The 13,270-nt window shown below is 32.3% G+C and carries 15 protein-coding genes; 12 read left to right on the top strand and 3 right to left on the bottom strand.

Going from position 1 to position 13,270, the window contains the following annotated elements; all coding sequences use genetic code 11:
- The first annotated feature begins 958 nt into the window (after positions 1 to 958).
- From F1003_RS01870 to F1003_RS01815, 12 genes are all read left to right on the top strand, one after another.
- Positions 959 to 1,426: a Dps family protein gene (locus tag F1003_RS01870; RefSeq protein ID WP_155087500.1), complete on the top strand. Its 468-nt coding sequence runs from the start codon at positions 959 to 961 to the stop codon at positions 1,424 to 1,426.
- A gap of 28 nt (positions 1,427 to 1,454) precedes the next feature.
- On the top strand, positions 1,455 to 1,769 hold the full coding sequence (locus F1003_RS01865) for a phosphoribosylpyrophosphate synthetase (RefSeq protein WP_155087499.1): 315 nt from the start codon (positions 1,455 to 1,457) through the stop codon (positions 1,767 to 1,769).
- Between the two features lie 129 nt (positions 1,770 to 1,898).
- Entirely contained in the window at positions 1,899 to 2,984 is a 1,086-nt protein-coding gene (locus F1003_RS01860) for a mechanosensitive ion channel family protein (protein WP_155087498.1), read from the top strand.
- A 265-nt stretch (positions 2,985 to 3,249) separates the two neighbouring features.
- On the top strand, positions 3,250 to 3,876 hold the full coding sequence (locus F1003_RS01855; protein ID WP_155087497.1) for an MCP four helix bundle domain-containing protein: 627 nt from the start codon (positions 3,250 to 3,252) through the stop codon (positions 3,874 to 3,876).
- 7 nt (positions 3,877 to 3,883) lie between these two features.
- Positions 3,884 to 4,975: a sensor histidine kinase gene (locus F1003_RS01850; RefSeq protein ID WP_155087697.1), complete on the top strand. Its 1,092-nt coding sequence runs from the start codon at positions 3,884 to 3,886 to the stop codon at positions 4,973 to 4,975.
- Between the two features lie 7 nt (positions 4,976 to 4,982).
- A complete protein-coding gene (locus tag F1003_RS01845; protein ID WP_155087496.1) occupies positions 4,983 to 6,311 on the top strand; it encodes a sigma-54-dependent transcriptional regulator in 1,329 nt (442 codons plus the stop codon).
- A gap of 187 nt (positions 6,312 to 6,498) precedes the next feature.
- Positions 6,499 to 6,675, top strand: a complete 177-nt coding sequence (locus F1003_RS01840; RefSeq protein WP_155087495.1) for a hypothetical protein — start codon at positions 6,499 to 6,501, stop codon at positions 6,673 to 6,675.
- A 453-nt stretch (positions 6,676 to 7,128) separates the two neighbouring features.
- The gene (locus F1003_RS01835) at positions 7,129 to 8,442 is read left to right on the top strand and encodes a Glu/Leu/Phe/Val family dehydrogenase (RefSeq protein ID WP_155087494.1); all 1,314 of its coding nucleotides are present in this window, start codon (positions 7,129 to 7,131) and stop codon (positions 8,440 to 8,442) included.
- A 20-nt stretch (positions 8,443 to 8,462) separates the two neighbouring features.
- The gene (locus F1003_RS01830; protein WP_155087493.1) at positions 8,463 to 8,882 is read left to right on the top strand and encodes a GreA/GreB family elongation factor; all 420 of its coding nucleotides are present in this window, start codon (positions 8,463 to 8,465) and stop codon (positions 8,880 to 8,882) included.
- A gap of 11 nt (positions 8,883 to 8,893) precedes the next feature.
- Complete coding sequence (locus F1003_RS01825; protein ID WP_155087492.1) at positions 8,894 to 9,313, top strand: hypothetical protein; 420 nt, start codon at positions 8,894 to 8,896, stop codon at positions 9,311 to 9,313.
- Positions 9,314 to 9,335: 22 nt separating this feature from the next.
- Positions 9,336 to 9,725 carry a hypothetical protein gene (locus F1003_RS01820; RefSeq protein WP_155087491.1) on the top strand — a complete coding sequence of 130 codons (390 nt, stop codon included), beginning with the start codon at positions 9,336 to 9,338 and terminating at the stop codon, positions 9,723 to 9,725.
- 62 nt (positions 9,726 to 9,787) lie between these two features.
- Positions 9,788 to 10,621 (top strand): universal stress protein, encoded by an 834-nt coding sequence (locus tag F1003_RS01815; protein WP_155087490.1) that lies wholly within the window; start codon positions 9,788 to 9,790, stop codon positions 10,619 to 10,621.
- 401 nt (positions 10,622 to 11,022) lie between these two features.
- On the opposite strand, the gene F1003_RS01810 is transcribed toward F1003_RS01815, so the two are convergent.
- From F1003_RS01810 to F1003_RS01800, 3 genes are all read right to left on the bottom strand, one after another.
- Positions 11,023 to 11,361, bottom strand: coding sequence for an HNH endonuclease (locus tag F1003_RS01810; RefSeq protein ID WP_155087489.1), 339 nt, complete (start codon positions 11,359 to 11,361; stop codon positions 11,023 to 11,025).
- A gap of 633 nt (positions 11,362 to 11,994) precedes the next feature.
- Entirely contained in the window at positions 11,995 to 12,633 is a 639-nt protein-coding gene (locus tag F1003_RS01805; protein WP_155087488.1) for a hypothetical protein, read from the bottom strand.
- 116 nt (positions 12,634 to 12,749) lie between these two features.
- Complete coding sequence (locus F1003_RS01800) at positions 12,750 to 13,256, bottom strand: Pycsar system effector family protein (protein ID WP_155087487.1); 507 nt, start codon at positions 13,254 to 13,256, stop codon at positions 12,750 to 12,752.
- Between the last annotated feature and the right edge of the window lie 14 nt (positions 13,257 to 13,270).

The raw sequence follows: 13,270 nt of genomic DNA, 5'->3' as shown, positions 1-13,270 counted from the left end.
GTGAATGAGCCGTTAATTGTTTCCAAAATTATATGCAGCCTTGAATTTTTGTTTCTTTTGTTTCAAGACAAAAGATATTAGAAACTTAAAAAAAGTCAATTTGGAATTCAAAATATAACAAGTGCATAGAATTTTATTTTTTTAAAATTTATGCTCTTGTGGCAATCCACGAGAATCGTCTAAAATTTTTTATCACGTACATTTTTATCATTTACGTGATTTTTAAATAGTAATCAAAAGTTAGCTTTTATTGTGCGGCTGGCAAGCGGCTGGAAATTGCATATAAAATAAATTACAATAGTAATTTGATTTTATCAACGCAATGAGCGTTTGACAGCGGACATTTGACATAACGGCAAATTATAGGACATGTGCTTTTTTAACTCTGCGAAGCAAACCGTTTCTAGTTTAATGCCCAAGTACTGCACATTAAAACCAATAATACTAAAGCTTCTGGGATATTTTACATAATATCATTATAGTTGACAAATGGTACACTATCATTAAATAATCAACAATAGCATTTGTCCTATAATGTACTTGCGTTATGTACAACATGGGCTTTGGTTAAAAGCGCATGTTAAATAATACTTTTCTTTATTTTTTTCTTCTCAAATAATTCTCTAATCGGTTAATGAAACACTCTTTTTAAGCAAGGGCAGAGAAGTGGAGGAAAATGTGTGTGGAATGGATTTTTAGATACAATAATTAACGAATATGGTCAATGTCATAGAATTATATATATAAATCGGGTAATTATCACCCAATCGAGTATTTATTACCCAATTTTTATTATTAAAATTATCATTGCGATTTACGTAAACACTTGATATTTAGTGTTTAACAGTTTTATGATATGTCTTGATAATATTTAGGTACAGGCATTGCTAATATCATATAATAACAATAAAAAGTTAGCAATAGCGTAAAATTTTTTAACGGATAAAAACTTAAATAAATGAAAAATTTAGTAGGATTAGACAGTAACAAAGCTGAGAAACTAGCGGAAGAGCTCAATATTTTATTGGCAGATTATGAAATTTTCTATCAAAATCTTAGAGGACTTCACTGGAATATAAAAGGAAAAGAGTTTTTTGAGTTACACGATAAGTTTGAGGAATTATACAAAGATGCCTTCGTTAAAATTGACGAAATCGCAGAACGAATTCTAACGCTAGAAGCTGTACCATTACATATATACTCAGACTATCTAAAAACCACACAGATTAAAGAAGAAAAAAACGTATCGGATGGTACAAAAGGAGTACAGGTAGTAATAAATAATTTTAAAACTTTAGTGGAAAAAGAGCGCGAAATACTTGCTATTGCAGCAGATGTAGATGATGAAGGCACAGTAAGTTTAATGAGTGACTACATTTCAGAAACGGAAAAAACACTTTGGATGTTTAATTCTTATTTAAAATAGTGAAACCATCAAATAAAGCAAACATAAAATGGGAAAATATACAAGTTTATCTGAAGCAATAAACGACCTTACAAATAAAGGCTATATCTATAACTTTAATATGAAAGAAAATTTTATAGAGTGCCCTGAAAATCAATGTCAATTGCAACCAGACGAGTTTGAAATCGATGAAAAACACCGTTTTCAAGAAATGTCAGATGTAGATAATGAAAGTGTTTTATATGCCATTTCATCAACAGATGGTTCTGTAAAAGGTCTATTAGTAAATGCTTATGGTATTTATGCCGATTACGCATCTTTTAAGTTAGTTCAAAAACTAAATAGACCAGATAGATTTGGCTAAAATAGGAATACTTATTGGTTCTTTTATTTATACAAACATCGAGTATTTTATTATGTGAATGTTTTCAATTAAGGAATAAGAATCTTCAATAAAAATATAGAAGTATTTAGTTTTTTAAAATTATAAACTATGACAGATTTTTTAGAAACACATCAACTAGATATTATTTTTGGGATAATAGTCATAGCTGTAATTTTTATTTTACGGTTTTTAACCAATAAATTACACCGTTGGCTCGCTAATGAGCAACAGGAAAAGTTTCCAGGAGAAATATCAAAGCCGTTAAAATTATTAAAACGTATACTTAATACTTTATGGATTGTATTAGGCTTAATAGCTTTAACCTATCTTGTTGTAGATGAAAGTAAACAAGGTACCTTGGCGGATAATTTCAAAATAGCGCTTTATATAGGTGTTGTTTTGTCACTAACCATTATTGCTGCTACAACTTCCAATATGTGGTTTAAGCACGATATTAAAAAAAAGAAGGAAACGGAGCAAGATTCAACCAGTTTTCAGTTTCTAAGATACATTGTTCTTTTTGGTATTTATTTTACAGGAATTATACTTTGTCTTTTAGCCTTCCCCTCGTTAAAAGGTTTAACTCAAACAGCTTTGGGTGGAGCAGGTGTTTTGGCATTAATTGCTGGTTTTGCATCGCAAGAAGCTTTATCTAACGTTATAGGTGGTATATTCATAATTTCATTTAAACCTTTCAGGGTTGGTGACCTCATAAAAGTCACAGATACAATGATTGGTAGGGTTAGTGATATAACGCTACGTCATACAGTAATTCGTAATTTTGAAAATAAGATGATTGTCATTCCAAACGCTATAATCAATAAAGAAAAACTCATTAATTTTGATATGGGAGAACTAAAAACTTGCGAGCGTATTGAGATTGGAATCTCATATGATAGCAATATAGATTTGGCAAAAAAAATCATGCAAGAAGAATGTGAAAAACATCCACTTATATTAGACAACCGTACAGAACAAGACATACAAGATGGCAAACCAATAGTTAGAACAGCTCTTATAGCGTTAAATGATTCCTCAATGACAATTAGAGCATGGACTTGGGGAAGAAATTTCAGCGATAGCTTCCAACTAAAAATTGATGTTTTAGAAAGTATTAAAAAGCGGTTTGATAAAGAAGGAATTGAAATACCATTTCCACATAGAACTGTTGTCATGAAACAAGATTCACAATAAGTTTTATGATAGCAATTAGCGTTGCTCAACAATAATATACCTTTTAAAATATCATATTAAGAGTGTTCATATGAGATTTTTATATTTATGATTCAGGTTTATTTTGGGTAATATTTACGCAATTGGGTAAATATTACCCGATAGTATTTTAGGCGCAATAGTTTAAAATGTTAATAATCAATTATTTATATTATATGATTTTTAAAGGCACAAATTATGATTATACCATTTACATTTATTTTCTAATGACTAAAAATAAGTAGTTATGACTAAAAAAACATCTGCTTCAAACCGTGTAAATATTGGTTTTGCACTAGCCACAGTTTTTTTATTGGTTCTCGCCACAAATAGAATTGACCAAAGACATTTTGAAACTGTTCAAGATACATTGACTACAGTTTATAATGATAGAGTGGTCGCACAGGATTATGTGTATAAAATGAACAATATTATGCACAAAAAACGATTGCAGCTTCTCGATTCAAATACTACTGAAAATCAAAATAATCTTAATAAAGAATTTGCTACCTTGATTGATGTATTTTCAACAACCAAACTTACACCTAAGGAGTCAAAAACGTTTAATGATTTAAAGCAGAATTTTGAAATATTAAAACGTAATGAGAAAAAAACCGAAGACCATTTAATCAACAAAAAGTTAATCGATAATATAAGCACTATTGAAACAGATTTAAATAACCTGGCACTCATTCAAGTTTCAGAAAGTAAACTTAAAGTCGGTATTGCACAAAAGAGCTTGGATACTAATAATCTAATGTCTAATCTTGAAATTGGTTTTTTAGTTTTTATGGGTATCATTGTTCAGCTTGTCGTATTTTACAGGATAAGAAAATCTAGCTATGCAAAAGCAGAACAATCAACACGTCTATAACAGCAAAATGGATACCACCAAAAATGCATTAAAAGAACGAATCAAAGAGCTAACTTGCCTCTATGAGGTATCTTCTATTATTGCTAATACCAATTTTGAACTTATTGAAGATACTTTAAAAGCAATTGCTTTTAGTCTAAAAAAAGCGTTTCAGTATCCTGAAAAAACAGATATATTGATTGAATGTGATACGGTCTCAATTACAACGAATTCCTTTTCAAGAGATAATTTAACTATTGCTTCCAGTATCAAAATATTTAATACAGAAAAAGGCGCTATTATGGTGCATTTGAATACTTCGGAATCAAAAAAAATCAATTTTCTAAAAGAAGAACAATTGCTGTTGGATAATGTTTCACTTAAAGTAGGAAACCTTTTTGAGCGCATCGAAATCCAAAAAAACGAAGCATCACTTAAACGTCAAATGGAGCATGCAGACCGTTTAAGTATTTTGGGCGAAATTACTGCAGGTATTGCTCATGAGCTAAATACACCTTTAGCAAATATTCTTGGCTTTTCAGAATTGCTCAAAGACGACTTAAAATCAAATTCCAAAGCAATTTCAGATATAGATAAAATAATTAAGAATGCTATATTCTCTAGGGAAGTGGTTAAAAAACTAATGTTTTTTGCTTGTGAGATGCCACAAGAAATGAAGCGTGTCAACATCATAGTACACATAAAAAATGCGATTAAACTATTAGATGCCACATTTAAGAAAGAGCAGGTAAAGTATATCGTGAAAACTGAAGAAGATGAATTATGGTTGAGAGCAGACCCTATACAATTAACACAGATTATTTTCAACTTATTGATGAATGCCATTTATTTTTCACCTAAAAACGGTCTAATAACCATTAATACATTTAGCTCAAAAAACAATATTGTCTTGAAAATTTCCGATGAAGGACCTGGTTTTAAAAAAGACAATTTAAGTAAGGTTTTTCAACCCTTTTTCACAACTAAACCTATGGGAGATGGATCAGGCTTGGGATTAAGTGTTGTGCATGGCATTGTCGCCTCACACAAAGGCACAATAGCAGCCGAAAATAACACAAAAAAAGGTGCTACCTTTACAATTACACTTCCAAAAGACTAAATTGATTATGCAATTACGAAAGGAAAATATACTTATTGTTGATGATGACGTAAACATTTTAGAGCTTTTGCAGCGTCACTTACAATCATGGAATTATCATGTTTTTAAAGCAATTTCGGTAAAAGAAGCGGTCACAATTTTGCGAGACACACAAATAGATTTATTGATTACCGATTTAAAAATGCCGGAGGTTGATGGTTTTGAGCTCATAAAATTTGTGTCAGAGCACTATCCTAAATTACCAAAATTGGTAGTTACTGGTTATCCATCCGTTCAAGGGTCTTTGGAAGCTATTAAGTCTGGAGTGGTGGATTATTTAACCAAACCTTTCACAAAAGATGAATTGAAATCTGCATTAGACAAGTCTTTAGTTGATTCAGAAGGAAAGGCAATACAACCTAAAAACACTTCCGACCATAGAACTGAACCTTATGGAGAAATCATTGGCAATTCAGAAAAAATAAACGACGTTATACAGGTTATAGAGCGTGTAAAAGATAACAAGGCAACTGTTTTTATTAAAGGAGAAAGCGGTACAGGTAAAGAATTGGTGGCTCGTGCCATCCATTATCAAGGTAAATTTTCGAGAGCACCATTTATTGCGGTAAACTGTGGTGGTATTCCAGAGAACTTGTTGGAAGCAGAGCTGTTCGGTTATGTAAAAGGCGCGTTTACAGGTGCTGAAACTAATAGAGAAGGTTTTTTCCAAGCTGCAAATGGTGGCACTATATTTTTGGATGAAATAGGTAATGCTTCACTTACGGTTCAATCACGATTATTACGCGTACTTCAAGAAAAAGAAGTAGTTCGTGTAGGTTCAACAAAAGCCGAAAAAGTTGATGTTCGCATCATAGCAGCTACAAATAGCGATTTGCAAGATATGATACAGAAGCAAACCTTTAGGGAAGATTTGTATTATAGATTAACAGTGGTGGAAATTCATATTGCGCCATTGCGTGAACGAAAGGATGATATTGCTTTGTTGGTCGATAAATTTCTGTTTAAATATGGCATTGAGTATAAAGACCGATTCTTAAAAATCACACCTGAGGCTTTGGATATTTTAAATCGTTATAATTGGCCAGGAAATATTAGGGAATTAGAAAATATCGTTCAGCGTGCTGTGATCATGTGCGACAAGGTTGTAGATGTTGAGCATCTACCAGACCACTTAAAACATACCATAGCTTTTTCTGCGGACGCTTTGGTGCCACTTAAGGTGGTTGAAAAACAATATATAGAAAAAGTATTACGAGCTACAGGAAATAATAAAACTAAAGCAGCAGAAATTCTTCAAATAGACCGTAAAACCATCCGCCAAAAATTAGCGGATTAGTCATTGCATGCTGATACCTTTTTACGCAGGTGGGTAAATAAGTATCGGTATAAAATTTAATAGAACAATAGTTAATAACCTCAAAACCCTTTATGCAAAAGGGTTTTGAGGTTTTTGGTTGATTAAGGTAATGCAATTGGCACAAGCATTGCCTTTAGGTATGTGAATAACATTAATACATTTAATTATGAACCACATTAATATCTGTCCGAGTTGCATACATCGCAATAACTGCGCACTAACGATGCAAAAAGATAAGGTTTGGTCGTGTAGTGAGTATGACGAAGAGGTTGAGGATTTAACCACCCTAGAGACAGTGCAAGAACCAAAAGAGAATGAAAAAAGAAAGCTACAATTAGTTTAACAATGTAATACTAAAGATTATGATTTTTAACGCAATAATATCAGCAGTAAGATGTAAAAATTCAAGAACTAAAAAATCTGATAAAGCATCACGAAACAAATACATTACTCAAAAATACAATGAGAGATCTATTGTAAATAGAATTTAATTAAAAAAGTCTATTCAGCGAGAACATTATTGGAAAATTAAAAAATGGTCACTTTGGGCACAGTTAAAACTAACAGTATTATAGTTGGGCAATTAATAGCAATTCGATTGTGCTTAATGTGACTTTAAAAAAACAAATACAAAAACAAAAAATAATGGAAATTAAAGCAATTATATACGAATTCATAAATCGAAAGACAAAACAAAATAAATTGAGATTTGATACTATTAAAACAAGTCCTTACAGATTTGCAAATAGAAGAAAATTCTAAAATCAATTAAGCAACAACCTAAAACATATCAGAAATGACAACAATAACAGCAGAATTAAAAAAACCATCAAAAAAATCTAAAAAAGCACTTGTAAGAGGTATGATGGATAATGTTATGGAGCAGTTTAATAGTGCTGCAGATCAAATTAACCTTCATCCAAACATCAGAAAAATTTTAAGTATTACCAACAATGAAATCATTGTGAATTTTCCAGTAAAAATGGATAATGGGGAAGTGGAAATATTTACAGGTTATAGAGTGCAACATAATAACGCATTAGGACCATATAAAGGTGGTTTACGCTATCATCCAACGGTAGATATAGATGCAGCAAGAGCATTAGCAATGTGGATGACCTGGAAAACTTCATTGGCAGGTTTGCCTTATGGAGGCGGAAAAGGAGGTATTAAGTTAGACCCAACAAAATATTCTAAAGGAGAGTTAGAACGTATTACAAGACGTTTTACGTTTGCTTTGGCAGATAATATTGGGCCAGAACACGATATACCTGCACCAGATGTCAACACCAATAGCCAAACCATGGCCTGGATTGCAGATACGTATATGAGTACGCGTCCACCAGCAGAACGTACAGCAAATCAACATGTGGTAACAGGTAAGCCAGATGGAAGTGGCGGACTGGAAGGTCGTGATAGAGCTACTGGTTATGGTGTATATCTATCGATTAAGTTTTGGGCAGAAAAAAATAACAAGAGTCTTAATGGCAAAAAGTTTATCGTGCAAGGTTTTGGTAATGTTGGTTATTGGGCGGCACATTTCTTGGAGAAAGATGGTGCAAAATTAGTCGCTGTACAAGATGCTTATGGAAGTATTCAGAACCAAAAAGGGATTAAGGTTGAAGATTTGTTTAAATACAGTAAAATCAATGATGGAAGCATTGTGGATTTCCCTAATGCCAAGCCTGTTGACAAGAATCAATTTTTCACTTTAGATTGTGATATCTGTATACCTGCAGCTTTAGGCAACCAGATTACTGCAGATAATGCACCAAATATTAAGGCAAGACTTATCGCAGAAGGTGCCAATGGACCAACAAATGTAGAAGGAGAAAAAATATTGTTGGATAGAGGTATCACTATCATTCCAGATATCTTATGCAATTCCGGTGGAGTAGTAGGTAGTTATTTTGAATGGCTTCAAAATAGAAACGGAGAGCTTTGGCAGTTAAATGAGGTTATGGAAAAACTAGATAAAAAGATGAAAGAATCTTTTGATAAAGTTTTTGACTATTCTAAAAATGAAGGTGTTGATATGCGAACAGCAGCATTTTGTATCGCTATAGAACGCATTGAAAAAGCATACATACAAAGAGGGATTTTTCCTTAATAATTTAAAAGAATAAAAACATGAAGTACGGAAGTTTAATTTTAGAAAAGAAAGAGTATGTCTACCTTAAGCGCATACTCAATATATCAGGCTATGCTGAAGACCATGAAACACAAAGGTGTTTAATAAATTTATCCGAAGAGCTAAAAACAGCACATATTGTTGACGAGGAAGATATGCCAAAAGATGTTATCCGTTTTAACTCAACAGTAACGGTAACATTTAATAATGGTGTAGAAAAAACACTGCAATTGGTTATTCCTATGGATAAAGATTTTCAAAATAGTAGGATTTCAGTTTTAACACCAATGGGATCTGCATTGATTGGCTACTCAGAAGGAGATTCTATTATTTGGGACTTCCCAAATGGTACACAGCAAATTACCATATCAAAGGTTGAGCAGCAAGAAACCTACAGTGGTATAGGTATAGTCATATAAAATTTAAAATCATGAAAACTTTAAATACAGACATTTTTGATCACGATACCAATATTGATGTGACACACAAGATCAATACCATGGAGTTGGATAATTGGATCAATCACCTAAAATACATAAAAAAAGAGCTTAAAAATCTTTTAAGTATCTGTAACAAGGATTTAAAAAATAATCTTGAAGCGCACGATATCGTTGAGCGTTTTGAAAAAAAACAAATTGAAAATGAAACATTGCTTAGTGCGCTTCTGACGTATTTAAATTCTAGAACAGATATTGCCGAATGCGAAGACACGCAATGTGATATGGTGTACATCACAGAGCACGAGAGTTACCGCAGAAGCTACCTCTATCATTTAGATAAATACCGAAGGTTAAAAGATGCTTTTTTTGATAAAGTGCATGGTAAATTTTCACTTTCAAAAATTGATTAACCTTTATAAATAATATAAAAATTTGAGTACAATTTCTGCATATAAAATAGACGTCCATAGACGCTTGTGTATAAAAAAAGATTTAAACGAGTTAAATCTATGGACGACTATGCTAGAAGATTTTAATATCGAATTAGACCATTTTGCCATCATTGAAAAACAGTTGGTAAAAGTGATTTCGGTAGCACAAAACATCCAGGCCATACGCAGAAAAATTGTGCTCACAATGGCTAATCTTTGTAAGTACGAGCAAGAGCTGAAAACAGAATACGAATACGGAAAAACGGAATATGATGCCACTAGGCTAAAGGTGCATGAGCATAAACGCGATACCTATTTAAAATTGGTAGAAGAGCATCAGAAATTTAAAATTCAATTTTACACGATACTAAAAAAGTATCAACGCAGGTAATGGTGAGAACAATCAAGTTTAAATACGCAGCATTCAAATAAAATACTAATTTAAAATTCAAAATGATGAAAAAAATATTGATTCCAACAGATTTTTCGCTGAATAGTTATCAGACGGTTGACTATATCACCAGTCTCTTCAAAAAGGTAAATTGTGAGTTTTATTTTTTGAATACCTATAGATATGAAAATTCTGGTTTAAGTGCTATTGAAATGCTTCAGGCTGACGACGAATGGTTCGACAAACCAAAAGAAGAATCCCTAAAAAAACTCGGTAAATTAGTAACACGATACACCTTAAAATCTAATAATGATAAACATTCATTCCATGCAATTTCAGAACATAGGGATATTGTAGATGGTGTAAAAGAAAATGTTGATACAATAGGTGTTGATGTTGTGGTATTAACAGGTAATGGTACTGCTCAATTAAGCTCAACGACTGAGAGTATATTAGAAAGGGTAAGGTCTTGTCCGGTTTTAATTGTGCCACCACATGCCACAGCATGCAAAGGTATTACTTTGACTATTGCTTCTGATTTTCAACACAAAATCAATACAAGGGAAATAGAGCGTTTTATCAAGGCACTAGAAAACACGAACACTCAAATCGGTATATTGGTACTAAAAGAACAGAATACTCTTTCGGACAAAGCAGTGTCAAATTTAGAAATATTATTAGAATGTCTCAAGCAACTTTCAAGCAAGTCTATTGCTTTAGAATTTTTAAAGCCAGCATATAGATTAAAGGATTACGCTTCTAATCACAATGACGAAATTATGTGTGTAGTAGATAATAAACCCGATTTGTTTAGAAGAATTGGTATTGGAAAATCAAAGGTGATTTCAACCTTAAAAAAGCTAAACAGCAATACCGTATTAACGGTACATCAATAAAATTATAAGTTATTAAAATTTAACTTTTGTTTTTTAGATGGAATAAGTGTTGATGCCTTAACGATGTAATAAAATATATTGAAAATATGGATAATTTAAGTATAATAACAATCATTGCAGTAATTCTATTTGCAAGATTAGGTTTCAGGCTTTTAGTAGGTTATGAAGAAATGAAAAACGATAAAGATGAGGCTGGCGAAAAAACACATTACACTTGTTGTAAGAACGATAAGTGATTGATTATCGTGAAAAAATAGTAAATTCTTATTCTTTTGTGCTAAGGAGTTTTTACCCAGATGAAGCGTTGGCAAAACGACCTCATATCATTTTGGCAAAACAATCCACCTTCGTAGAACTTCGGTGGACAGGTAGGCGAGTGGAACGTAAGATTTTATTATAGATTAATGTAAATCATCATGGCAAAATTCACAAACAGATTCTAACCACTTAATGGGTTCTGTACCTATATTTTTTGGTGCATAACGTTTGTGATGCACCTGTGTGGCACGCGCACCACAATGGACACATTTCCAATTGTCGCGTTTTAAAACCACATAGCGTTTACGTTTCCAAGCATCAGATTTTAAATATACATTTCTATAATAATCACGTCGTGATTCTCTTTTGCGTTTCCATGTATATCGTTTATACCAAGAACTTATAACTAGAATAAGAATTGCTATAAATACAAATAGAATAGTTTTATAATCATCACTTGTTAATTGTGATAGCTTATCCATAGCATTAAGATAATAAATTTCATGAAATTCTATTAACAGTTCTGTTTTACATAATATCAAGATAGTTTGTATTAACTATTCAAATAGGATGCAAGAATAATTATGCTCTGAGAAATGCGCAGCATTCACGAACACGTCTAAAACAATATTAAAGACGTGAGTAATCGCGTATTTGAAAATTTATCGTGTATTTGGTCGTATAACGGAATTTAGAAAGCGTATGGTTTGGTGAGATTGCTTCACCTGATAAAAATCAGGTTCGCAATGAAGTTTCAATTGTTTATGAGGTTTATTTTATCTTTTAGTTTTAATCCCACAATTAGCTCAACATAATCATAAACGATATATAATACTTTTAAAATGAGAAGATCCTGAGGATGTTTTCATTTTAAAACGAATTTAATCTAATTCCAATCCCACAATTAGCTCAACATAATCATTGACGTTATAGCACACTGCACGATGCTAGAACTATGATTATGTCAAATATCGCCCAAAAGCGCTATTACGCTAATTGTTATGTTTTGTCCTATAATTTATGTTATGTAAAATAGAATTATTGTAATGCTAAACCTTCTACTCTAAAACTGGGCTATCGCTCTTAATCAAGTTTTATCAATTGAGCTATTAATTTTAATCCGTATGGTCATTAAGCAAAACCTTTGTTCTCCATTGGCCTTCCTGCAGTTGATGCATCAAAACAGAAATTATAGCTTTTTTACTAAACCGTTTACCAAATCCGTTGATGCCAATGGTATCATTCACTTTGGCTTTGGTGTTGCCTGATATTGTAAGGTTTCCGGAAAGTTGTGCTTTGTCAGAATTTGAAATTATAAGTTCGGAATCCATGATATCAATTCCGTTGGTAACACTGATAACAGGTTTTTTATTTATATCAAAATCTTGTTTACGTTTTACATATCCTGTATGGTCATGATGCAAACAACTAACATGTAGTTGTGGCTCGTTATCCCTGCCTACAATGAGTTTTTGCTGTACAACTTTGGCTTTAAAAGCGCTATCATTTTTATGCTCATAACCGAGTTTTATTTCAATTTGAGCATTAAATTCAAAAGTTTTAGAATCCGTGACTTTAATTTCATCACCTATGGTGCTGTCTTCTCTTAATATAATCAGGGCTTCATCAACAGCATTGGCATTTTGCAGTATTTCTATACTTATAATTTCTACTACATCAGGTATTTCTTTTCCATTGGAAAGGATGGAGAAACTAACTAATTCTGCATTAAAGTCTAAAGGTGACGATGCCATATGTTTATATGTATTTAATTTAAGTGGGAAATACGGTTTATAGCTTCCCTAATTCTATTTATTTAGCTATAAGGGGTTTAAATCCAATATACTAAATCTTGGTGGATTTAAGAGGTTTACACAAACATTACCCAATACAGTACTATGATGATGACAAACAGAAAACTCAAAGCAAAAAACGTAATGGAACGTTTTACATTATTAAATTTCTCATCAATTATTGTGCTTTCGGCATGAATCTGTTCTGCCAAAACTTTATAAAGCTCATCTTCAGACCCACAGATTTTTATTAATTCTTCAGTGTATTCATCCTGACTACCGAAACGATGTGCAGCGTCCTTAAAGAAGAACACATTTTTATCATAATGCAAATGCATGGCTGGTCTAAAACATCTAAAACAGAAATATATGGAAATACCCACGAGCACAAACCAACTGATTAATAATACCAGAAGTACGGTGTTTTCCATAAATACATCCTTAAAGCGCTCTAGGCGATCTACAAAGAGCCCAAGGATTAAACTGTGAAACGAAAATACCACGCCTGCTTTAAGTTCAGAGGCTCTAATGAGCTTTTCCAGACGTTCTAATTGTTCCCAATAATTGTTAGGGTCTTGTGCCATAGTAAAGTTTTATG

The sequence above is a fragment of the Winogradskyella ouciana genome, from assembly GCF_009709615.1.
Lineage (GTDB): Bacteria > Bacteroidota > Bacteroidia > Flavobacteriales > Flavobacteriaceae > Winogradskyella > Winogradskyella ouciana.
This window is presented reverse-complemented; position numbering and strand designations above follow the sequence as displayed.